The following is a 24,026-nucleotide window of genomic DNA, read 5'->3' on the forward strand; positions in this document are numbered from 1 at the left end:
AAGCATGTCAGCAGAAGAAAATTTCAAGAAATTAGGATTGACCCTACCACCAGCTCCAGCGCCAAAGGGAGTGTACAAGCCTTGTCTTATCGACGGGAAATACTTGTACCTATCGGGACATGGCACCGTGCAGGATGATGGTTCATTGATCATGGGAAGGATTGGAGATGCCCTCGATGATGAAGCAGGGAAATTGGCGGCCCGTCAGGTTGGTTTGGCCATGCTGGCTACGATCAGGGCCAATTTGGGCAGCCTCAACAAAGTCAAAAGAGTCATTAAAATCCTTGGTATGGTCAATTGCGTCCCCGATTTTGAACGACATCCCTATATCATTAACGGCTGTAGTGAACTTTTCGCTGAGGTGTGGGGGATAGAGAATGGCGTGGGCGTACGCAGTGCAGTAGGGTTCGGTTCACTGCCAGATAATATCCCTGTTGAGGTGGAAGCGATGTTTGAATTGCATTAATGTAAAAAAGAAAGATAAATGGATTGGTACGAGATTAAGGAAGTGGAGGCCATTGATTCCCCAGCGCTTGCGGTTTATCCCAAGCGTGTAAAGTCAAATATTGGAAAGCTAAAGTCCATGGTGAAAGAGGTGTCCCGGCTGCAGCCGCACATCAAGACCGTAAAATGCATGGAAGTGGTGAAAATGCTGATGGATGCTGGGATTGATAAATTTAAGTGTGCTACCATCGCCGAAGCGGAAATGCTGGGGATGGCAGGTGCAAAGGAGGTATTGATCGCCTACCCTATGGTGGGGCCTAAAGTGGACAGGATGATCAAGCTCATGCTGGTGTACCAGGATACGGAATTTTCATGCTTGGTGGACTGTCCAGAGCAGGCCCGGCACCTTTCGGCCCACACCTATCAAGCGGATGTTTACCTCAGGGTGTTTTTGGACCTGAATGTAGGCACTGACAGAACAGGTGTAAGACCCTTGGAAGAAGCCATGGATCTGTATGATTATTGCAAAGAGACCAGCCACTTGATTACGATGGGGCTGCACATTTATGATGGCCATATCAGGCATAAGGATTTGGCGTTAAGAAAAGAAGCGTGCGACACTGCGTTTGCGCCAGTGGAGGCATTGGCGGAACAATTGAAGAAAAAGTATGATGGGGGATTAAAGGTAATTGCCGGTGGTTCGCCCACCTTTCCGATTCACGCCCAGCGACCCGGAGTGACTTGCAGTCCCGGTACATTTGCCTATTGGGACAAGGGCTACCAAGAAGGATTGTCTGAGCAGTCCTTCGAATTTGCAGCCGTACTGATGGGAAGGGTGATCTCCAGGCCCGGAGAGAAATTGATTTGCTTGGATCTAGGGTATAAGTCCGTCGCCTCCGAAGGGGCGTTGGATAGGCGCGTATGGTTTCCCGACCATCCCATCTGGAATCCTGTGGGACACAGTGAGGAGCATTTGGTGGTAGAGGTACCTAAGGATGATAGACCTCCCGTTGGAGAAGTGGTGTATGCAATCCCCTACCATATTTGTCCTACAGTGGCCATGTATGATCGCGTGCTGACGGTAGATAACCATAAACTTTCTGGTGAGTGGAAAACCTTGGCAAGGAAGAGAAGGATTAATATTTAGTAAATGAGCAAAAAGTGCTCTGAATGGTGAGGTAAATGTAAAACGAAATCTGTAGGACCCTTTCTTCCAAGTAAAACCCAATAATTAATTCCGTCAACTGCGACCAAGGAAGTGCCAGAAGTAGCGTTTTGCCTCCGTGTAGATGGATACTGCCAACGCCGTTTGATGAGTGTTTTGTTTTAAGCTATTGTCTTCTCACCATAATACAATTAAACTTTCAAAACCTAAAAATATGTTTACAATCGACGCCCATTTGGACCTCAGCATGAATGCACTGGAGTGGAACAGAGACCTGACTCAACCTGTTACAGGAATCAATGCCAGGGAAAAGGGCATGACAGACAAACCGGATCGAGGAAAGGCCACCGTTTCATTGCCGGCTCTTCGGGCGGGAAATATTGGACTGGTGGTGGCGACGCAGATTGCCCGGTATGTGGCTCCTGACAATTCCTTGCCCGGCTGGCATTCCCCAGCGCAGGCTTGGGCGCAAACACAAGGGCAGCTGGCTTGGTACAAGGCGATGGAAGACGCGGGTGAGATGGTTCAGATTACGGATTTGGACAGTTTGGAAAAACATTTGGATGACTGGCATTGGGGAGGGGATAAGTTGCCCATTGGATATATTCTTTCCTTGGAAGGAGCGGATTCCATGGTGGATTTGGGCTATCTGGAAAAGGCGTACGCATATGGGTTAAGGGCACTGGGGCCTGCGCATTATGGCCCAGGGAGGTATGCCCAAGGGACCGATGCAACAGGCTTTATGGGAAGAAGGGGGCAAGACTTGCTGAAGGAAATGGAGCGGCTGAACATAATTTTGGATGCCACCCATTTGTGTGACGATAGCTTTTGGGAAGCGATGGATCATTTTGAAGGGGCAGTTTGGGCCAGCCATAACAATTGCCGGGCCTTGGTGGACCATAACCGCCAGTTTAGTGACGAGCAGCTAAAGGAATTGATTGCCCGTGATGCAGTGATTGGTGGCGCGCTGGATGCTTGGATGATGGTACCGGGGTGGGTGAGAGGTGAGTCTACTCCAGAAGGTATGGGCTGTAATTTGGAAAAAATGATTGATCACCTGGACCATATCTGCCAGTTGGCCGGAAATGCAGATCATATCGGTATCGGGTCAGATTTGGACGGGGCTTTTGGCAAGGAGCAATGCCCGTATGATTTGGAAACCATTGCTGATTTGACCAGTGTCCCCGATTTATTGCGGAAGAGAGGATATAAGGAAAGCGAGGTGGAAAAGGTCATGCATGGGAATTGGCTGAGGTTTTTGCGAAATGTCTGGGGGTGATGCAGGTAATGGCAGTATAGGCGTTTGGTATTTTTTATTTCCTGTTTTGAAGGGTAAATGCCTGATGGTCAATCCGGAAATTCATGTTTAATTTTTTTAATGAAATTGTTTTAAGTGATAAAAAATCAGTACTTTTGCAGTCCGTTCGGTTGGACGGTTCCCTGTGATGAAATACGTCGCTGGGGATATCGATAACTAAAAACCTCAGCCTGAAGGTACTAGGGCTGTTGAAAGTCAGTGCCACTTTACTAATATGTCTAATAACGAAGATTTTAACTGGGACAAGTTCGAAACTAAAGGTTTTGGCGAAGGCTACACTTCTGCGGAGCGAGCAGAAATGGAAAAGCTGTATGACGAAACGTTGACCGAAATCAGTGAGAAGGAAGTCATCAAAGGTACTGTAGTAGGTATCAATGATAAGGATGTGATCATCAATATCGGGTTCAAGTCTGACGGTCTAGTGCCAAGAACTGAGTTCCGTGACCTTCCAGACCTGAAAATCGGTGATGAGGTAGAACTTTTCATTGAAGAGCAAGAAAATGCTTTGGGTCAATTGGTGCTTTCCAGAAAGAAAGCCAAAATGGTACGTGCATGGCAGGACATCGAAGATGCGCTTGAGTACGACAATGTGATCGAAGGTCTTGTGAAGAGAAGAACCAAAGGTGGTCTGATCGTAGATATCTACGGTGTGGAGGCTTTCTTGCCAGGTTCTCAGATTGACGTGAAGCCTATCCGTGACTTTGATGTCTATGTAGGCAAGAAAATGGAAGTGAAAGTGGTTAAGATCAACCACGCTAACGATAACGTAGTAGTTTCTCACAAAGTATTGATCGAGAAAGATCTGGAGAAGCAAAAAGCAGAGATCCTGAACAACCTGGAAAAAGGTCAGGTATTGGAAGGTGTGATCAAGAACATGACCAATTTCGGTGTATTCATCGACCTTGGTGGTGTGGATGGTCTACTTCACATTACAGACATTTCTTGGGGACGTATCAATCATCCAGAAGAAGTGCTTAACCTTGACGACAAAGTTCAGGTAGTAGTGCTTGATTTTGATGATGATAAGAAGCGTATCTCTTTGGGTATGAAGCAGCTTACTGCTCATCCTTGGGACTCTCTTTCTGCTGAGCTTGAAGTAGGTTCTAAAGTGAAAGGTAAGATTGTAAACGTAGCGGACTACGGTGCATTCCTTGAGCTTGCTCCTGGTGTAGAAGGGCTTATCCACGTATCTGAAATGTCTTGGTCTCAGCACCTGAGAAATCCTGCGGACTTCGTGAAAGTAGGAGATGAGATCGAAGCGGTAGTCTTGACATTGGATAAAGAAGAGCGTAAGATGTCGCTTGGTATCAAACAACTTACTGAAGATCCATGGACTAAGCAGGACATGGTGACGAAGTATGCTGTGGGTACGAAGCACCAAGGTGTCGTGAGAAACTTGACCAACTTTGGATTGTTCCTAGAGCTTGAAGAAGGTATCGACGGTCTGGTTCACGTTTCTGATCTTTCTTGGACCAAGAAAATCAAGCACCCTTCTGAGTACGTGAAGGTAAACGACGAATTGGAAGTTGTCGTGTTGGAGCTTGATGTGGACAACAGAAGATTGGCCCTAGGCCATAAGCAGCTTGAAGAGAATCCTTGGGATACTTTTGAAGGTGTCTTCCCAGTAGGTTCTTCTCATAAGTGTACTGTCGTTTCCAAAAACGATAAAGGTGCTGTCCTTGAGCTTCCTTACGGGCTTGAAGGATTCGCTACCATCAAGAACCTTGAAAAAGAAGACGGTTCGCAGGTAGAAGTAGGTGACGCGGTTGATTTCGTGGTAACTGAATTCTCTAAAGATGACAAGCGAATTGTACTTTCTCACACGGCTACCTTCAGAGAAGATGCGATGCCTTCTAAGCAGCCAGCTAAGAAAGCTCCTTCTACAGCCAAGAAGAAGCCAGCAGGTGGAGATCCGCAAGAAAAATCTACTTTAGGTGATTTGGATGCCCTTTCTGCTTTGAAAGAGAAAATGGAAGGTGGGGACAAGAAGTAATTTTTGATCCATCCACTTAGTGAAAATAGAAAAGCATCCGCCACGGCGGATGCTTTTTTTTATTCGTTTGGAATTTTTAAGCTAAGTCCAAATTGCTTGTTGAGTTTTTTGATGAAATAGGCCGACAGAAGAGGTGATTCCTTTTCCACATTCTGATGAACGAAGAAGTAGAGTTTTTTGAGCCCTTGCTTTCGCCATTGAACGATGCGCGCTAGCCAGTCATCCAGCCGGGAGTAGTCACTGTCGGCATTGGCGCCCACATAACGGATAAAGGCCGCATCACTGGTCAGCCTCATGTGCAGCATGTCCCTTCGGCCAGCGGTGTCCACAATGATGTTGGTGCGTTGGTTGTCGACTAGCAGTTTGCAGTAGTTGTCCAGCACCGCTTCATCAGCAAACCAGTCCTCGTTTCTTAACTCGAGTGCCAGCGGTATTTCTGGAGGGAATGCTTCTATAAACTTTTCCACTCTGTCAAAATCCTTTGGCTTGAAGTTATTGTGCATCTGTAAAAATGCCATCCCCAGTCGGTCCTCAAAATTCGCAACGGCATCCGCAAAAGCCATGACGGGTTCCTCGACATTGATAAGCCGCTTAAAATGACTGACCGTGTTTGGGATCTTGGGGAAAAACCTGAAGTCCTTAGGCGTTTTATGGGCCCAAGTCTTGACCTGGTCAATGCTGGGAGAACTGTAAAAGGTAGCATTTAGCTCGATGGAGTTAAATTGTGTGGCATAATAGGTGAGCTCGTCTTTGGTGCCTCTGGGGTAAAACCCCTTGAGATCAGCCCTGTTCCATTTGGCACAGCCGACATAGACTTCAAACGGATCGTCAGACTTGTACTTTTGAAGGGTATCCTTTGTTTCAGGATGGTCAGGAGGTAAGGTGAAATCGATCGATGAGGGATCTTCTACGCTTCCAAATTTCATGGCTCTGTTTTTAAAGATGAGATAAAAGTATAAGTTAATTATTAATGTGAAAATTTGAAACGGAAGTGGCCGTGAAAAGTTTTGGGATCAAACCATATCGCTGGAGAGATGAACATTGACCTGTTTGCAGGGAAGGGGAGTTAGTGCCGTAAAGATGATGGAAAAAGGAGGGGCCTTTACAAATGCTCTATGTAAGTGATGTGATGGATGTCAGGCCGAGCGCTCGTCTATTGAGGTCAGGGAGTCGAGGTTCTACGATATCCTTTGATTTATTGCCTACCGGACAGGCAAGCGCTCAGGATGATGCTCGAGCTAAACGTTCAGGTGCATTATAAATGGATCAAGCAGAAAAGATGTGGGGTAGCCTATTTCGATGGGTAAATATGTTCTTCGCCACCTTTGGTTGCTATTTGGCTAGGGATGAACGCTGAAAAACACAGATAGGGTGCTTAAGAAATGGCAAATCCGTGTTCAAATTTTTTATCGGTGGCTTAAAATGATTTTAATAAAAAGGCCAAAAGAGGTTGTCTCATAAGTCCTCGTCATTGCGATTCCGATGGATATCGGAAGAAGCAATCTCGTCATACGTGCAATGCAAGCACATCGAGATCACTTCACTCCGTTCGTGATGACGGATTATTTATTTATGAGACAGCCTCGACACATTCATAGCCATGGGTGAAGCCCATGGTAAATTAATCCATTCAACGTTTTCCGTTTTAGCCGCATTGACCGCCCTATTCTCCACAACTTCCCGCTAAAACCCATTCGAGCGGATGGAGGAAAACCATCGTTTTAGCGGTGTAAAATTTTCTTTCATAAGAACATGTCGAAAATCATCCCCCCAGAAATATTGTTTGAACCTTACAAATGTCTTGCCCTGTAAGCCATTCGTTGCAAATGAGGGCTTGTGTTAGACTTTTTGGACACGAAGTGGATGCTGTAAATGCGTTGGAAGGAATTTATAATTGCGTTGTGCCTTGGAGTCTTGGTGGCGTATCATTGTTCCGATAAAAAAAGAAACTTATCCCCAAAAAAACATTGCTTGAACCGGAAATTGTGGAGCCTTGAGAATAGCAAAAAATAAAAAAAGCATCCACCTAGGCGGATGCTTTTTGATGGAGGTCGAGAGCGGATTCGAACCGCTGTACAAGGTTTTGCAGACCTCTGCCTAGCCACTCGGCCACTCGACCATCTTTATCGAGATGCAAATGTATTGATAATATGATTTTATCCAAAATTCAATTCTTAAATTTTTAGTGATTTTTTTATTTTTTTTGAACTGATAACGCTTGGATATTGCCGATTTAACGCAAAACAATTGCCTAAGATGAGGCTTTTTGAAAATTATTTTAGAACCGGGGTTATTTATAAAGGTTCTAAATAGAAATTGAACGGGGTTTTTGTTTTGTAAAGCACTGATTATAAATAAATTGTGTGGGTTGTATGGAAATGCTAAAGGTTATTGTGTGTTACTGTACGGGTTTGAAAAATAGAAGTTGGGTAGTACATTTGTGAGGAGTTTTAAAAACCGTGAAATAAACTGATTAAAGAGTTATAAATATGTCAATCAAACGCTCGTTATTAAGTGTTCCCTTCAGATTTTGCAACATGGCGTTGATTTTTTCCTTTTTGTTATTAGGAATTAATGCTTTTGCTGCTGACCCTGAAGTTTCTGATAGTGAAGATGCCATCAAGGCTGGTGAGTCACTATTTAACGCCAACTGTAAGACCTGTCACAAGCTAGATCAGAAATTTACCGGCCCAGCGCTTCGAGGGGTTAGTGACCGAAGAGACATAGCATGGATCCAGGCGTTTATAAAGAATTCACAAAAAGTGATCCAAAGTGGAGACGCTGATGCTACGGCGCTTTTTGCGGAGTTTAACAACACGGTGATGCCAGCACATCCATTCCTGAGTGATGAAGATGTAATGAACTTACTTTCCTACATTGAGTATGGTGGTCAGGAGGAAGCTGCTCCAGCTGAAGGTGGAGCGGAAGGTGCTGCATCAGGAGCCACAAGCAGCGGTGTGCCAAGCGAATACCTCACTATTATCTTAGCGGTTTTGGTAGTGGTGTTGTTGTTGATCCTTATTGTTCTGGGATTGATCGTATCGGTATTGACCAAATACCTGAACAAACAGCCCCTGGAAGAGGAAGATAAGGAGTTTATAAATCAAAAGACGGATTTCAAGAAAGTCCTGAAAAGTGATGCCTTTATCATCATCGTTACGGCGATTGTGGTGGCTTTGGTCGCCAAGACGGCTATCGATGGTTTATATACAGTAGGTGTGCAGCAAGGCTATCAACCCACACAGCCGATTGCCTTCTCTCACAAATTGCATGCCGGCGACAAGGAAATCCCTTGTCAATACTGTCACACTGGAGTGGAGATCGGAAGATCTGCCAACATCCCTTCACCTAACATCTGTATGAACTGCCACATGCACGTGCAGAACGTAGCCGGTAAAGAAGGAGTGTCTCCAGAGATTCAGAAAATTTACGATGCAGTAGACAATAATCAGCCTATAGAATGGGTACGGGTACATAACCTACCTGATCTGGCATACTTCAACCACTCTCAGCACGTGAAAGTGGGAGGTATTGAGTGTCAGACTTGTCATGGTCCTATTGAGGAGATGGAAGTAGTGCGCCAGCACAGTGCCCTAACCATGGGGTGGTGTATTGACTGTCACAGAAAGACAGACATCAAAACAGCTGGTAACGAATACTACGACAAGTTGGTACAGCTTCATTCAGAATCCAAAGATGCGCTTAAAGTAAAAGACATTGGCGGTCTGGAGTGTGCTAAGTGCCACTATTAATTAAAAAATCTTTTAAGAACATTCTTTTCTTTAATATAAAATGAAAGAAAATAAAAAGAAATACTGGAAGGGATTAGAACAGTTGACAAACGATCCGGAATTTGTGAAGAATGCAGATCGGGAATTTCCTGAGTACCTTCCAATCGGCGGACAACAAGAAGGAGGCGCATCCAGAAGAGATTTCCTTAAATTGATGGGATTCAGCTTAGCCGCAGCTTCATTGGCTGCTTGTGAAGCTCCTGTCAGAAAGGCTATTCCATATGTGAACAAGCCGGTGGATGTAAATCCATCTATTCCAAATTATTATGCATCTACTTTCTTCGGTGGAGGTGAGTATGCATCGGTAGTGGTAAAAACCAGAGAAGGTAGGCCCATCAAGGTAGATGGTAACAAGCTTTCTCCAGTGACCAAAGGCGGTACCAGCGCTATTGTAGAAGCTTCCGTACTGTCCCTATACGACAAAGAAAGGTTAACAAGCCCTTATAAAAACGGTGAGAAATCCGATTGGGCAACAATCGATAAAGAAGTAGCGGCAAAATTAAAAGCTGCAGGAAATGTGAAAGTGGTGACAAACACCATCATGTCTCCTTCTTCTGAGAAAGCACTGAAGGCACTTACAGATGCTATTGGTGGTGCGGAAGTGATTACCTATGATGCTTCTTCTGCATATGGGATTGTAAAAGCGAACCAAACCTATTATGGCACTGCTGTTTTGCCTAACTATAGCTTTGACAAGGCTGATGTGATCGTCAGCTTTGGTGCTGATTTCTTGGGGACTTGGATCGCTCCCATTGAGTATTCCAAGCAATATGCCCAAGGAAGAAAGATCAGCAAGGAACATCCAGAGATGTCCCGTCACTTCCAATTTGAATCTAACCTGTCTTTGACCGGTGCCAATGCTGACTACAGGACGCCGATTAAGGCATCCCAAAGTGGCTTGGCCGTTTTGGCACTTTATAACTTGCTTGCCAAGAAAGCTGGAGCCCCTTCCGTGAAAGCCGCAGGGGTCGAAGTAGCGCACCTTTCCAAAGCTGCCAATGAACTTTGGGCCAATAGAGGCAAGTCCCTTGTCGTGTCAGGTTCCAATGATCCAAATGTGCAAGTCGTGATCAATGCGATCAATGAATTGCTTGGCAATAATAACAATACTATCAGCTATACCAAGGCTGTAAACTTCAGACAAGGTGATGATGCGGCCATTGCCCGTTTCACTAAGGAGTTGGCATCAGGAAGAGTAGGTGGCGTCTTGTTTTATAATTGTAACCCAGTATACGATACTCCTCAGGGAGAGGCATTGGGGCAAGCGATAGCAAAAGCCAAAGTATCTGTCGCTACGAACGGCACCATGGACGAAACAGCTTCCTTGGTACAGTATGTGGCTCCGGATCACCACTATTTGGAGTCTTGGAATGACTTCCATCCAAAGGCAGGCGAGTATAGCTTATCGCAACCGGCCATTTCTCCACTGTTTGATACGCGTCAGGCTCAGGAATCTTTCCTTACCTGGGCAGGTGTTCCTACCAATTACTATGATTTCCTACAGGATAACTGGAAGGAGCTTTATGCCGGACAGTCAGAAATCACCACGTTCCAGGAGTTTTGGGATAGGGCCTTATACAATGGTTACTATTCTACACCTCTTGCCAGCGAAACGGCTGAATTGACGCCTGTAGGAGATGTTAGCAGCGCAGCCGCAGCAGTAAACAAGTCCTATTCAGCATCCAGCAATGGTGCTGAATTGATCATCTACCAAAAAATAGGCATCGGAGACGGTACTTTTGCCAATAACCCTTGGCTGCAAGAAATGTCCGATCCGATTTCCAAAGCCACTTGGGATAACTACCTAACCGTTTCCCAGAAATGGGCCAACGAAAATGGCTTGAAGATGGTAGAAGGCGAGACCAAAAAAGCTAAAATTACCGCTAATGGTAAATCGCTAATTGTTCCCGTATTGATCCAACCAGGCCAAGCGGACGGAACCATTGGTTTGGCCTTGGGATATGGTAGGACCAAAGCCGGTAGAGTGGCCAACGGCGTTGGGGTAAACGCTTATCAGTTGCTCGACAACTCCAAAGGCTTTGTTAATAATGAAATTACCTCCGGAGTAAGCATTGAACTTACCGGAGATACCTATAGAATCGCCCAAACGCAGACACACCAGACTTACATGGATCGTGGTAACGTGATCCAGGAAGCTACTTTGCCAGAGTACAAAGAAGATGCTTCTGCTGGTAGAGAGATGCCAAAGATCTACAAGGATGGCGAATTTGTAAAACCTTCCAAAATATCGCTTTGGAATGGACATAAGTATAGCCAGCATCACTGGGGGCTAGCGATCGACATGAACTCTTGTGTGGGTTGTGGTGCGTGTACCGTGGCCTGTCAGGTAGAAAATAACGTAGCGGTAGTCGGAAAAGAAGAGGTGCTGAACAGAAGGGAGATGGCTTGGATCCGAATCGACCGTTATTACAGTTCCGATGCTGAAGCCGGAGATTTGGAAGGCCTTGAAAAAGCTTCCGATAATCCTGAAGTTACCTTCCAGCCGATGATGTGTCAGCACTGTAACAACGCTCCTTGTGAGACGGTATGTCCAGTGGCTGCCACTACGCACAGTTCTGAAGGCCTTAACCAAATGACTTACAATAGATGTATTGGTACGCGTTATTGTGCCAACAACTGTCCTTATAAAGTAAGGCGATTCAACTGGTTCAAATACCATGATAACAAAGACTTCTCAAAGGTCAATGTGGCCCAAAATGATGATCTTGGCAAGATGGTGCTGAACCCAGATGTAACCGTTCGTGCAAGGGGTGTGATGGAGAAATGCAGCATGTGTGTGCAGCGTATCCAAGCTGGTAAGCTTGCCGCTAAGCGTGAAAACCGCAAGGTGAAGGATGGAGAAATCAACGTAGCCTGTGCAGTAGCTTGTTCTACGGATGCCTTGGTATTTGGTGATTTGAACGATCCTAAGAGTAAGGTTTCTCAGATGCTGAAGATAGAAGAAAATACTACTTCTGCAGTGAAAGAGGTCAATGAGGAAAGAGCTTACCATGTGTTAGAGGAAATCAACGTAAGCCCTAACATTTGGTACTTCACCAAGATTAGAAATAAGGACAAAAACGAAGCGTAAATAATAATTTTATAAGATATGCAGGTTACTTCATCCGTACGCGAGCCGTTAGTTACGGGCGGTAAAACATACAAAGACGTTACCCATGACGTTTCTAGACAAGTGGAAGGAAAGCCAACGATTGGCTGGATGCTTGGACTGGCAGTATCCATTGGGGTGCTGTTATTAGGTGGTATAGCCGTGGGTGCTACGGTCTGGGAAGGTATTGGTATGTGGGGACTGAACAAGACTGTAGGCTGGGCATGGGATATCACCAACTTCGTATGGTGGGTAGGTATTGGTCACGCCGGTACCTTGATTTCAGCAGTTTTGTTACTTTTCAGACAAAAATGGAGAACATCCATTAACAGGGCTGCTGAAGCGATGACGATTTTTGCCGTTATTTGTGCGGCAATGTTTCCAGTACTTCACATGGGGAGACCATGGCTAGGAGCATACTGGGCGCTTCCGCTACCAAACGTTTTTGGATCCCTTTGGGTAAACTTTAACTCCCCCTTGCTTTGGGACGTGTTTGCGATTTCTACTTACTTCTCGGTATCATTGGTGTTCTGGTATATCGGGTTGATTCCAGATTTTGCCACTATCCGTGACAGGGCCACCGGTTTAAGAAAAGTTGTTTACGGTGCATTGAGCTTTGGATGGACTGGAGCTGCTAAGATATGGATGAGGTATGAAGCCGTATCGTTGATTCTTGCAGGTTTGGCCACACCGCTGGTACTTTCTGTACACACCATTGTATCCTTTGACTTTGCCACCTCCGTAATTCCTGGTTGGCATACGACGATTTTCCCTCCGTACTTTGTGGCAGGGGCGATTTTCTCTGGATTTGCCATGGTACTGACCTTGATGTTGATTACCAGGAAGCTTTTCAAGCTGGAAGATTATATCACCATGGTGCACATCGAATTGATGAACATCGTTATCATCATCACAGGATCCATCGTGGGTATCGCTTATATTACTGAGTTCTTTATCGCGTGGTATTCTGGAGTAGCTGCAGAGCAATATGCATTCATCAACCGAGCCTTTGGGCCTTATTGGTGGGCATATTGGTCTATGATGACTTGTAACGTGATTTCACCACAGTTATTCTGGTTCAAGAAAATCCGGACTTCCATCGTGTTTACCTTTGCACTTTCGATTGTGGTAAACATTGGGATGTGGTTCGAACGATTTGTGATTATTGTAACCTCACTCCACAGAGACTTCTTGCCTTCTTCATGGGCGATGTTCTACCCTACTTGGGCAGACGTAGGAGTTTACCTGTTCACTTTTGGTTTGTTCTTTACACTCTTCCTGTTGTTTGCTAAGTTTTTCCCAGTGATCAACATGGCAGAGGTGAAATCTGTATTGAAGTCTTCATCTGAAAAAGTAAATAAATAATGGAAAGAGATACGAATTTTGTCCTCGGTATTTATGATGATGAGGATGTTTTGAAAGAAGCTGTTACCAAAGTACGGGAGAGTGGCGTAAAGATCCATGAGGTGTTCACTCCTTATCCTGTACACGGTCTGGAAGATGTGCTTGGGTATAGAAGAAGCCGATTGCCAATTGCTGCCTTCTTGTTTGGATTGTGCGGTACTTGTTTGGCTTTGACCATGCAGCTGTTGATGATGGCGGTGGACTGGCCAATGATCATTGGTGGTAAAGACCACGCAGCAATTCCTGACTTTATCCCTGTAACCTTTGAGCTGACGGTACTGTTGGCCTCGTTTGGTATGGTCGGGGTGTTTATGATCAGTAGTGACCTTAAGCCATGGGCACAGCCTAGAATCTTTGATAAAAGAAGTACAGATGACAAACATGTGATGGCGATCGATATCGCTGTAAATGCTGGCGTGGAAGAAGCGAAAATTAAAGAGCTGTTGCAGGCATCAGGTGCTTCAGAAGTGAATAATAAAAGTTTTGAATAGTAGGTAACGAAGAAGATATGAAAATTTTAAAATCCATATATTTTGTTGCGCTTTCCGCTGCTTCATTAGGAGTAGTATCTTGCGGAGCTTCTGGAGATGATCAGGGGTTGGAGTACGCTCCTCAGATGTATCACTCCGTAGCTTACGAACCGCTTACCCAAATTCAAAATGAAGAGTCAGGAAGCTGGTTGTCCAATAGAGAGGATGGCAAAGGTGAATTTTACAACAGTAATATTTACAATCCGCACAAGATGAATATGAGGGAACCTGTACCCAATACGGTTCCTAGAAATCAATATGACATGCTTCCCTATCGACTGGATGTCGCTGACCTTACCGCTTCAGACAGTGTGAAAAACCCAGTGGAATTGAATGATCAGGTTTTGGCTGCAGGAGAACAATTGTTCATGCAGTATTGCTTGCCTTGTCACGGTGCTGGAGGTGAAGGAGATGGTAAGGTAGGTGAAGTGATTGGTGGTGTGGCCAACCTTAAAGGTGGTGCATACATTAACCTTACAGAAGGACACATTTTCCATGTGATCACACACGGAAAAGGAAGAATGGGAGCTCACGGTTCTCAGATTTCTCCTGAGAGAAGGTGGAAGATTGTTCACTATGTTAAACAAGAAATTCAGAAACAACAATAATGGCGCACGTTACAAATTTTAACCTGGATCAGAAATTTGACTTCACGGCAGCCCTGAAAAAGACCATCTTTATCATGGGAGGTATTGGGTTGTTGTTGTTAGTCATAGGGATTTTCACAAACGGCAGTGGTGATCATGGTCACGAATCTTCCGGCCATCAAACTGAACATGTAGAAGCTACTGGGCATGGAGATGACCATCATGCGGAAGCAGCAGCAGGACATGGTGAGCATGAAGAGCATGCAGCTGAAGCTGGACACGAAGAAGGTGGGCATGGAAGTGGCGCCACATTTAAGCGTTTTTTTGCTAACCTATGGGTGAACAATGTTTACTTCGCAGGTCTAGCTATTATTGGAGTGTTCTTCTTTGCCATTCAATATGCTGCTCAGGCAGGTTGGGCTACGGCCATTTTGAGGGTGATGATCTCCTTCGGTAACTGGTTGCCATTCGCGGCTATTGCGATGATTGCTACCTATTTTATAGCAGGTCATGACTTATTCCATTGGACACACAGTGATTTGTTTGATCCTGAAAGTTCACATTACGATAAAATCATTGATGGAAAAGGTGGTTTCTTCTATTGGCCACTGGCCAAGGGAAGCTTCCCTATCTTCTGGTTGATCAGGATGGTAGCGTTCTTTGGATTGTGGATATTCTTTTTCAATAAATTGAAAAACCTTTCTCTTCAGGAAGATATTAACGGTGGTGATAGCTACTGGTACAAAATGAGGAAGTTCTCTGCCATTTTCTTGGTGATCTTTGCTGTTTCTTCCTCTATCAGTGCATGGGATTGGGTGATGTCCATTGACACGCACTGGTTTTCTACCCTGTTTGGTTGGTATGTGTTTTCCTCATGGTTTGTAGCGGGATTGTCAGCCATCTGTTTGGTGACCATTATGCTTAAAGAAAGAGGATACTTGGAGATGTTCAACGAAAACCACCTTCACGATCTTGGTAAGTTTATTTTTGGGTTCTCCATTTTCTGGACTTACCTGTGGTTCTCTCAGTTCCTGTTGATCTATTATGCCAATATTCCTGAGGAGTCCGTTTACTATATCGAAAGGCTTACCAGTGATAAATACAGTGGTTTCTTCTTTGCCAACCTGATCCTTAACTTTGTCATACCGTTCTTGGTATTGATGACCAGGGATTCCAAGCGACATTTCATATTCTTGAAAGTGGTTTGTACCATCATTATCATTGGACACTGGCTTGATTTCTCTCTTATGGTTCAGCCTGGAACATTGGGCCACAATGGCGGCATTGGACTTATGGAAATAGGAATGTTCCTATGCTATGCATCAGTAGTGATCTTTGTGGTATTGACTGGACTTTCCAAGAAAAACCTTATCGCTAAGCATCATCCAATGCTGGAGGAGACTTATCATCATCATATTTAATACGTATCCGAAAAAGATAGAATTATGTACGGATTTCTTATAGCACTAGGTGTTTTAGTATTAGTATCCATCATTTGGATGGTTTATAGGATACAAACATTGGTTTCTGTAGTCAAAGGTTCTGATAAAAAAGTAGCTACAGGAAGCAATAAAGTGAATGCCGCTTTGTTTATACTCTTTTTGTTGGGTGCTGGAGGCTTGTTCTTTTGGTATTCTTTTAAAGAGTTCCACAATTATCATTTGCCTATAGCTTCTGAGCATGGGGTGGTGACCGATAACCTTTTCTGGGTAACCATGGCCATCACCGGTGTGGTGTTTATCATTACCCATATTCTATTGTTCTGGTTTAGTTACCGGTATCAGTATAAGGAAAATGCGAAAGCTTCTTATTTTCCTGAAAACAATAAATTGGAGGTTATATGGACCGCGGTACCGGCTTTGGTGCTTACCGTATTGATTGTATATGGTTGGAAATCATGGTCCGACATTACTGCTCCTGCACCTGAAAATGCACATGTAGTGGAAGTGATGGGGTACCAGTTTGCATGGGAGTTTAGATATCCCGGCAAAGACCAGCAATTGGGAAAATATGATTATCGATTGATTAATCCATCTAACTCCAGAGGAATTGATTTTACCGATAAGAATGCCTTGGACGATTTTCCTGCCCAAAAGGTAGTGATCCCAAAAGGTGAGCCTGTGTTGTTCAAAATTCGTTCTAGGGACGTATTACACTCTGTTTTTGCCCCTCATATGCGGTTGAAAATGGATGCCGTACCGGGAATGCCTACCAGATTCTGGTTTGTTCCCACCAAGACGACTGCTGAGATGAGAGCAGAACTGGGAGATGAAGAATTTGTTTACGAAATCGCTTGTACAGAAGTGTGTGGTGGCGGTCACTTCTCCATGAGAAGGGAAATTGAAGTGGTTGAGCCAGAGGAGTATCAAAAGTGGTTTGCTGAGCAGCAGACTTTTATTGAGATGGATCCATCGTTGGTGGCCGATGCACCTGCAGAAATCCAGGAATTGGCTCAGATACAAAGTGGAGAATAAGATATTAATTGATATAATAAAATAATTATGGCAGTAGCTAACATATCAACACACGGTACTACGGCGCATGATCATCATGATGATCATCATGAGCATAGTGATAATTTTATCACGAAATATATCTTTAGTACCGACCATAAAATGATCGGTAAGCAATTTTTGGTTACCGGTATTGTATGGGCACTTATTGGTGGTTTCCTATCCATTCTTTTTAGGTTGCAGTTAGGGTTTCCTGATATGGACATGACCTTCTTGAAGCCTATTCTTGGGGGATGGATTGATGAGTCAGGATCTTTGGATACCAATTTCTACCTTGCTTTGGTGACCATGCACGGAACCATCATGGTGTTCTTTGTACTGACAGCTGGTCTGAGTGGTACTTTTTCCAATTACTTGATTCCACTTCAGATTGGAGCAAGGGATATGGCCTCTGGTTTTATGAACATGCTTTCTTACTGGTTGTTCTTTATTGCCGGTGTGATCATGTTTATTTCCTTGTTTATCGAGACCGGTCCAGCTGGTGGTGGATGGGTGATTTATCCGCCCCTTTCTGCGCTAGAACAAGCCATTCCAGGATCTGGACTGGGCATGACGCTTTGGTTGGTATCCATGGTGTTCTTTATTGCGTCCCAGCTAATGGGCGGTATCAATTATATCACTACTGTCATTAACCTTCGTACCAGGGGAATGTCATTCAGCAGGTTGCCTTTGACCATTTGGTCATTCTTCCTGACTGCCGTAATTGGGTTGTTATCTTTCCCTGTGCTTTTTTCAGCTGCCTTGTTGTTGGTATTTGATAGAAGTTTCGGTACTTCATTCTACTTGTCTGATATTTATATTGGTGGTGAAGCATTGCCAAATACTGGCGGTAGCGCAGTTCTTTTCCAACACCTTTTCTGGTTCTTGGGACACCCAGAAGTATACATCGTATTACTTCCAGCGTTAGGGATTACTTCAGAAGTAATTGCCACCAATTCCAGAAAGCCAATTTTCGGTTACAAAGCCATGATCTTATCCATGCTTGGCATTACCGTGTTGTCTTTCGTTGTTTGGGCACACCACATGTTTGTGTCAGGAATGAATCCTTTCCTAGGATCTATATTCATGTTCTTGACTTTGATCATTGCAGTGCCTTCTGCCGTAAAAGTATTTAACTACTTGACGACACTTTGGAGAGGTAACTTGGTGTTTACACCTGCGATGCTCTTCTCCATCGGTTTGGTTTCGTTCTTTATTTCCGGTGGTTTGACAGGGATCTTCCTGGGTAACTCCGCTGTGGATATCCAATTGCATGATACCTATTTCGTAGTGGCTCACTTCCACTTGGTAATGGGATCTGCTTCTTTCTTTGGATTGATGGCGGGTGTATACCATTGGTTCCCTAAGATGTTTGGCAAAATGATGGATGCAAAATTAGGCTATATCCACTTTTGGTTGACGTTTGTGGGCGTGTACATGGTGTTCTTCCCTATGCACTATATCGGTATCGCTGGATTCCCTAGACGATATTATAGCTGGACCAACTTTAACTTTGCTGATATGTACACTGACTTGAACATGTTTGTGTCTGTTGCCGCAATAGTGACGTTTGGTGCGCAGTTTATCTTCTTGTTTAACTTCTTCAACAGCATGTTTAGAGGAAGAAAAGCACCGTTGAATCCATGGAGATCCAATACTTTGGAGTGGACTACTCCATTGCATCCAGGACACGGTAACTGGCCAGGTGAAATCCCAGCGGTTTACAGATGGCCTTACGATTACTCCAAGCCTGGGGCAAAAGAAGACTTTATCCCTCAGACGGTACCGTTGTCTTCTACTCCAGAATCCAACCTTCCGCATGAAGCAGAGCAAGTGAAGCTTGAGCGAGAAATCATGGCAGAAGAAGGAGGAGATGTTTTGGTAGCAAATGAATCAAAAGAATCATAAAAATATTCGCAGCTTTCGCAGGATCAGCTTGGTCACTGCGATTGCTGTGTATTTCTTAATCTTGGTTGGCGGCATTGTCCGCAGTACGGGAGCGGGAATGGGCTGTCCCGATTGGCCAAAATGTTTTGGAAGCTGGATACCTCCCACAGCTGTGGAGCAGCTTCCTGATAATTATCAAGAAATCTATCTCAACAAAAGGTTAGAGAAGAACGAAAGGTTTGTTAAGATGCTTCATGGCCTTGGATTTCACCAGAAAGCGGAAGAAATCAAGCATAGCAAGGCCATACTTGTAGAGGAAGAGTTTAATGCCACCAAAACCTGGATTGAATATCTCAACAGGCTGACAGGAGCGATCATTGGACTATTGGTCATCGCCACTTTTGTGTATGCTTTTAGATTACGCAAAGAAGATCGAATGTTGGCCATTTTGTCCTTCGCCAATCTACTGCTGGTGATATTCCAAGGGTGGATTGGATCGATTGTGGTATCTACCAATTTACTTCATTGGATGATTACCGTTCACATGGTGCTGGCGCTGTTGATTGTATGTTTGTTGCTTTATGTTCATTATAGAGCATTTAAACTGAATCATACCATTCAGCCAAAAACCGAAAGGCCCAATTATCTCTATGGGGTATTAGTAGTGGGATTCCTGCTGATGATTATCCAAGTGGTTTGGGGAACACAAGTAAGGGAAGAAATTGATCTTATAGCTTTGCAATTTGGAAGCCTCTTTCGTTCCGAGTGGATTTCACATTTAGGTGTGAATTTCATGATTCATAGGTCATTCTCATTGGTGTTGTTATTCCTTCACCTATGGTTTGTTTATAAAGTGTACATGTTCTCCTATCGGAGCTCAAGTATATTTAAATGGTCACAAGTGCTGCTAGTACTGATATTCATAGAGATTATCACGGGTGCTAGCATGGCATACTTTGGTATTCCAGCCTTTTTGCAGCCCGTACACCTTTTGGTAGGGTCGCTGATTATAGGGGTGCAATTTGTGATCTTATTACAGTTAAGTGATCAAAAAAGTATAGTGTTAAATACATCCAATTCATGAGGACAGTTAATTTATCAGAAGCGTCCTTTATTGACAGCATTAGCATTAGGGCAAAGGCCTATTATGAACTGATCAAGTTCAGGCTTTCTGCTTTGGTGACGTTTTCTGCTGTTTTCGGATTTGTTTTGGGAGACAGTGGAGCGATATTTTCTTGGGGGACTTGTTTTGCCTTGATGATCGGAGGTTTTCTGATCAGTGGGGCATCAGGTGCAGCCAATGAAATATTGGAAAGAGATTATGATAAGCTGATGAAGAGGACCCAAAACAGGCCTCTTCCACTCAATATAATTTCAGTTAACGAAGCCTATTGGTTTACCGTGTTGGTGGCGTTGGTAGGTGTATCCATTTTATGGTTTTTCACCAATCCACTGACGACAGGGCTGGGTATACTGAGCATGTTGTTATATGTTTTTGTGTACACCCCGCTTAAGCGTGTAGGCCCCGTAGCGGTGTTTGTAGGCGCCATCCCCGGTGCGATGCCGCCATTATTGGGGTGGACAGCTGCAACAGGTGCCATCTCTTATGAAGCACTGATTATTTTCGGTATTCAGTTTATTTGGCAGTTTCCCCATTTTTGGGCGATTGCCTGGGTAAGTGATGAAGATTATAAAAAAGCGGGGTTTAAATTACTTCCTTGCGGAGGTAGAAAGGACTTTAATACGGCGATACAAATCATGATTTATACCTTGTTCTTGCTGCCATTGGGCTTGTTGCCCAGTTATTTTGGCTTGACAGGGCTTAATTCGGGCATTGTAGCTACGGTATGTGGCGTGCTGTTCTTGGCACAGACCTTTTCGTTGATGCGAGATTGCTCTCGAAAGTCCGCTTTGAAGATCATGTTTGGTTCGTTTCTGTATTTGCCGATTGTGCAGATAGCTTATTTATTAGATAAAGTGGCGTAATGGAAGAGAGGTTAGCTTATACAGAGGGAGCTGAGCAGCCCATTGCAATGCATCCTAAGAAATTTGCATTGTGGTTATTCATCGTCAGTGTCGTGATGATTTTCGCCGCAATGACCAGTGCCTTTATCGTGCGCCAAGGCGAAGGAAATTGGTTGGATTATGACCTTCCTTCTATATTATGGTATACGTCTGGGATCATTTTGCTGAGCAGCGCAAGTATGCATTGGGCTTATTTGTCGGCAAAAAATGACCGGATAAATCATTTAAAAATTGCCTTGACCATCACGACCGCTTTAGGGTTGGTATTTCTAGTGGGGCAGTGGTTTAGTTGGGTGGCATTGGTGGAGCGTGACGTGTATTTTGTGGGCAATCCTGCTGGTTCATTTATGTATGTCCTTACAGGTTTGCACGCAGCGCATTTGATCAGTGGTGTGATATTTCTGATTATTGTGTTAATTTCGTCCTTTAGGTATCAGATTCATTCCAAAGAGATGAATACCTTGGAAATGTGTGCCACCTATTGGCATTTTCTCGGTGGATTGTGGATCTACCTTTTTGTGTTTTTGTTATTGAATCATTGAAAATATTAAGTTAAAACCTAGAATATATGTCATCGACTGCAATTGAAATCAACTCCAAGAGAGGAATTTGGGGTGGTGGAAATGAGCCCCTAAAGGCTAGTTACGGAAAACTTATGATGTGGTTTTTCCTACTTTCCGACATCTTTACTTTTGCCGCTTTCTTGATTACTTATGGCTCCATTAGGGTTAGTTACCCGGCTTTTGAGGGGCACGTTTCGGAATTTGTAAAATCCAATGAACATTGGCCTATTCCAGAAATGATCTTTAATGCATTTCCATTCTTTCATGGGGTTCATTTGCCATTGGTGTTCGTAGGGTTAATGACCTTTATTTTGATCATGAGTTCGGTTACCATGGTACTTGCGGTGGAAGCTGGTCATCGAAATGATAAGAAAGACGTTGTAAAATGGATGCTATGGACCATGTTGGGCGGGATTACCTTCCTTAGCTGTCAGGCATGGGAGTGGAGCCACTTTATTCATGGCAGTGATGAAGGGACTATGATGACTTTCGTCAATACGTTCGGCGAAACGGTGAAAGAGGTAGTTTATGGTGCCAATCTCCATGTGAATGAATACGGACCAGCACCTTTTGCACAGCTGTTTTTCTTTATCACCGGATTCCATGGCTTTCACGTAACCATTGGTGTCGTGTTATTGTTCTTGGCCTTTTACCAAGCTGCCGTGGGTGTATACGAGAGAAGAGGACACTATGAGATGGTTGAAAAGATTGGGCTATATTGGCACTTTGTAGATTTGGTTTGGGTATTTGTATTTACCTTCTATTACCTGGTCTAGATTCACTTAAAAATATTATTAGCTATGTCAGCACACGGAAATAACAGTACTTTGGAAGTACTACCTCGGAATAAGGAAAAAATCAGAAAAATTTGGAAAACGGCAGGGATCCTTCTCGCTATCACGGCGGTGGAATTTCTTCTTGCCTTTACCATGGAGCGCGGTATGCTTCTTTTCGCCATCTTTATTGGGCTTACGCTGGTAAAAGCGGCCTATATCATGATGGAATTCATGCACTTGAAAGATGAGTCCAAAACGTTGTTTTGGTCGATCATGCTTCCCCTGATATTTTTGGTTTGGCTGTTGATTGCCCTATTCAAAGAAGGAGCAGAGATCTTTATCTACAGATGGTAATCCCATCCATATAAAAATTAAAAAAAGTAGGTTGGAAGGAATGCTTTCAACCTACTTTTTTGTTTGTATTGGTAATATGAAAATGATTAGAGTATTACAGGGCTTAGTGTTGGTATGTATCCTGATGGTGCCCGTGTTGATTATTCTCTTTCTTCGTAACTTTGGAGAAAATACCTATGAGATCCCCATTCTGTATGAAAATGGGGTAGAGGATCCCTTTGGAGATTGTAATTATCAAAACGAAGGACAACATTACATTCCTGATTTCAGTTTTGTCAATCAAGACAGTGCAATTGTCGGCAGGGATGAGATGAAGGGAAAAGTCACGATTGTGGATTTCTTTTTTACGAGTTGTCCCAGTATATGTCCAGTGATGTCCTTGGAATTGGAGCGTGTGCAGGATGCCTTTAGGAATGAAGAAACCGTGCAGTTGTATTCCATCAGCATCGATCCTGATTATGATACTCCAGAAAGGCTAAAGGATTATGCTACCCTCCATCAAGCGAATCCAGAGAAGTGGCATTTTCTCAATGGTCCCAAAGCGGAGGTCTATGAGCTGGCAAGATGTGGTTTTGTCCTTCCCACCATTGACGGAAAAGGGGTTCCTGAAGATTTTATCCATAGTGATAAACTCGCCCTCATTGATACTGAAGGGAGGATCAGAGGATATTATAGCGGTACCAATCGTGAGGATGTAGACCTGCTGATATTGGAGACAAAAATATTATTACATGGAAAAGACTGAGTTTTCAGAACCAAAAGCCAATAAAGGAATTTACAGGCTTATAACGGTTGTTTCTATCCTGGTCCCCGTTGTGGTGGCCATCCTGTTATTTATGCCCGCTAAACTTGATTTGGCAAGCGATTGGGTGTACTTCCTCCCTCATTTAAATGCCGTGATTAATTTCACTGCAAGTTTGGCCTTGATTGCGGGATTGGTATTTATAAAGAACAAAAAGATCAGTTATCACCGTGCCGCGATGACTATAGCTTTTGGCTTAGGAGCGATATTTTTGGTTTCTTATGTGGTCTATCATGCATCCGCTGAAAGCACTAGCTTTGGCGGTGAGGGGATGATTCGAACGGTGTATTTTATCATTTTGATCAGTCATATTATTTTAGCAGCAGTGGCGTTGTTCCCGATATTATTGGCCTATTATTACGGCCAAAAAGGCATGGTGGAAAAGCACCGTAAAATCGTGCGGTATGCATATCCTATTTGGCTGTATGTGACCGTGTCAGGAGTGGTGGTGTATTGGATGATCAGTTCTTATTACAGCCATTAAAACCCATTAGTAATCATCGACGTATTAGAAAGTATGAAGAAGTTCTGGATTAACATCATGTTGGTTGTGGCATTTGTGGTCTTGCCGAAGGTCATGGCTGTAGCCCAGTGTGCGATGTGTAGGGCCTCCGTAGAAAATAACGTTTCCAATGGTGAAACCACTGTCGGTGCCAGCCTAAACATGGGCATTCTTTACCTTTTTGTTGCCCCTTATCTATTGGCAGCTGTTATTGGTTTTTTATGGTATCGTAATTCCAAGCGAAAAAAACTCGTCAGTACGACTTAAACGTGTAAATAAGAAAG

The 24,026-nt window shown here is 43.9% G+C and carries 21 protein-coding genes and 1 tRNA gene; 20 read left to right on the top strand and 2 right to left on the bottom strand.

The window, feature by feature from the left end; translation table 11 throughout:
• Positions 1–4 precede the first annotated feature (4 nt).
• The 4 genes from ECHVI_RS10220 to rpsA all read left to right on the top strand — a co-directional run bounded on the left by ECHVI_RS10220 (position 5) and on the right by rpsA (position 4,920).
• A complete protein-coding gene (locus ECHVI_RS10220) occupies positions 5–466 on the top strand; it encodes a RidA family protein (protein WP_015265902.1) in 462 nt (153 codons plus the stop codon).
• A gap of 18 nt (positions 467–484) precedes the next feature.
• Entirely contained in the window at positions 485–1,591 is a 1,107-nt protein-coding gene (locus ECHVI_RS10225) for a D-TA family PLP-dependent enzyme (protein WP_015265903.1), read from the top strand.
• 232 nt (positions 1,592–1,823) lie between these two features.
• A complete protein-coding gene (locus ECHVI_RS10230; RefSeq protein WP_015265904.1) occupies positions 1,824–2,888 on the top strand; it encodes a dipeptidase in 1,065 nt (354 codons plus the stop codon).
• A gap of 253 nt (positions 2,889–3,141) precedes the next feature.
• Positions 3,142–4,920: a 30S ribosomal protein S1 gene (gene rpsA / locus ECHVI_RS10235; RefSeq protein ID WP_015265905.1), complete on the top strand. Its 1,779-nt coding sequence runs from the start codon at positions 3,142–3,144 to the stop codon at positions 4,918–4,920.
• 59 nt (positions 4,921–4,979) lie between these two features.
• Here the strand turns inward: rpsA and ECHVI_RS10240 are convergent, their stop codons facing one another.
• Positions 4,980–5,846: a DUF72 domain-containing protein gene (locus ECHVI_RS10240; RefSeq protein WP_015265906.1), complete on the bottom strand. Its 867-nt coding sequence runs from the start codon at positions 5,844–5,846 to the stop codon at positions 4,980–4,982.
• Between the two features lie 1,119 nt (positions 5,847–6,965).
• Positions 6,966–7,039: transfer RNA gene (locus ECHVI_RS10245), tRNA-Cys, on the bottom strand.
• A gap of 370 nt (positions 7,040–7,409) precedes the next feature.
• On the opposite strand from ECHVI_RS10245, the gene ECHVI_RS10250 reads away from it, so the two are divergent.
• The 16 genes from ECHVI_RS10250 (at position 7,410) to ECHVI_RS10325 (ending at position 24,009) form a co-directional block, all read left to right on the top strand.
• Positions 7,410–8,672 (top strand): c-type cytochrome, encoded by a 1,263-nt coding sequence (locus tag ECHVI_RS10250; protein WP_015265907.1) that lies wholly within the window; start codon positions 7,410–7,412, stop codon positions 8,670–8,672.
• A 40-nt stretch (positions 8,673–8,712) separates the two neighbouring features.
• Positions 8,713–11,802, top strand: a complete 3,090-nt coding sequence (locus tag ECHVI_RS10255; RefSeq protein WP_015265908.1) for a TAT-variant-translocated molybdopterin oxidoreductase — start codon at positions 8,713–8,715, stop codon at positions 11,800–11,802.
• Between the two features lie 18 nt (positions 11,803–11,820).
• Positions 11,821–13,185: an NrfD/PsrC family molybdoenzyme membrane anchor subunit gene (gene nrfD / locus ECHVI_RS10260; protein WP_015265909.1), complete on the top strand. Its 1,365-nt coding sequence runs from the start codon at positions 11,821–11,823 to the stop codon at positions 13,183–13,185.
• On the top strand, positions 13,185–13,715 hold the full coding sequence (locus ECHVI_RS10265) for a DUF3341 domain-containing protein (protein WP_015265910.1): 531 nt from the start codon (positions 13,185–13,187) through the stop codon (positions 13,713–13,715). The genes nrfD and ECHVI_RS10265 overlap by 1 nt, the downstream gene beginning before the upstream one ends.
• Before the next feature lie 17 nt (positions 13,716–13,732).
• Positions 13,733–14,362 carry a c-type cytochrome gene (locus ECHVI_RS10270; protein ID WP_015265911.1) on the top strand — a complete coding sequence of 210 codons (630 nt, stop codon included), beginning with the start codon at positions 13,733–13,735 and terminating at the stop codon, positions 14,360–14,362.
• Positions 14,362–15,762: a hypothetical protein gene (locus ECHVI_RS10275; RefSeq protein WP_015265912.1), complete on the top strand. Its 1,401-nt coding sequence runs from the start codon at positions 14,362–14,364 to the stop codon at positions 15,760–15,762. The genes ECHVI_RS10270 and ECHVI_RS10275 overlap by 1 nt, the downstream gene beginning before the upstream one ends.
• A 24-nt stretch (positions 15,763–15,786) precedes the next feature.
• Entirely contained in the window at positions 15,787–16,815 is a 1,029-nt protein-coding gene (locus tag ECHVI_RS10280) for a cytochrome c oxidase subunit II (protein WP_015265913.1), read from the top strand.
• 27 nt (positions 16,816–16,842) lie between these two features.
• The gene (locus ECHVI_RS10285) at positions 16,843–18,741 is read left to right on the top strand and encodes a cytochrome c oxidase subunit I (protein ID WP_015265914.1); all 1,899 of its coding nucleotides are present in this window, start codon (positions 16,843–16,845) and stop codon (positions 18,739–18,741) included.
• Complete coding sequence (locus ECHVI_RS10290) at positions 18,722–19,804, top strand: COX15/CtaA family protein (RefSeq protein ID WP_015265915.1); 1,083 nt, start codon at positions 18,722–18,724, stop codon at positions 19,802–19,804. The genes ECHVI_RS10285 and ECHVI_RS10290 overlap by 20 nt, the downstream gene beginning before the upstream one ends.
• Positions 19,801–20,706, top strand: a complete 906-nt coding sequence (cyoE, locus tag ECHVI_RS10295; protein WP_015265916.1) for a heme o synthase — start codon at positions 19,801–19,803, stop codon at positions 20,704–20,706. Before ECHVI_RS10290 ends, cyoE begins: the two co-directional genes overlap by 4 nt.
• The gene (locus ECHVI_RS10300) at positions 20,706–21,287 is read left to right on the top strand and encodes a cytochrome c oxidase subunit 3 (protein ID WP_015265917.1); all 582 of its coding nucleotides are present in this window, start codon (positions 20,706–20,708) and stop codon (positions 21,285–21,287) included. Before cyoE ends, ECHVI_RS10300 begins: the two co-directional genes overlap by 1 nt.
• Positions 21,288–21,313: 26 nt before the next feature.
• The gene (locus ECHVI_RS10305) at positions 21,314–22,084 is read left to right on the top strand and encodes a cytochrome c oxidase subunit 3 (RefSeq protein WP_015265918.1); all 771 of its coding nucleotides are present in this window, start codon (positions 21,314–21,316) and stop codon (positions 22,082–22,084) included.
• Positions 22,085–22,108: 24 nt separating this feature from the next.
• Positions 22,109–22,438 carry a cytochrome C oxidase subunit IV family protein gene (locus ECHVI_RS10310; RefSeq protein ID WP_015265919.1) on the top strand — a complete coding sequence of 110 codons (330 nt, stop codon included), beginning with the start codon at positions 22,109–22,111 and terminating at the stop codon, positions 22,436–22,438.
• A gap of 76 nt (positions 22,439–22,514) precedes the next feature.
• Complete coding sequence (locus ECHVI_RS10315) at positions 22,515–23,183, top strand: SCO family protein (RefSeq protein WP_041738538.1); 669 nt, start codon at positions 22,515–22,517, stop codon at positions 23,181–23,183.
• A complete protein-coding gene (locus tag ECHVI_RS10320) occupies positions 23,170–23,724 on the top strand; it encodes a DUF420 domain-containing protein (protein WP_015265921.1) in 555 nt (184 codons plus the stop codon). Before ECHVI_RS10315 ends, ECHVI_RS10320 begins: the two co-directional genes overlap by 14 nt.
• Positions 23,725–23,781: 57 nt before the next feature.
• The gene (locus ECHVI_RS10325) at positions 23,782–24,009 is read left to right on the top strand and encodes a hypothetical protein (RefSeq protein ID WP_015265922.1); all 228 of its coding nucleotides are present in this window, start codon (positions 23,782–23,784) and stop codon (positions 24,007–24,009) included.
• Positions 24,010–24,026 lie beyond the last annotated feature (17 nt).

Source organism: Echinicola vietnamensis DSM 17526, from assembly GCF_000325705.1.
Lineage (GTDB): Bacteria > Bacteroidota > Bacteroidia > Cytophagales > Cyclobacteriaceae > Echinicola > Echinicola vietnamensis.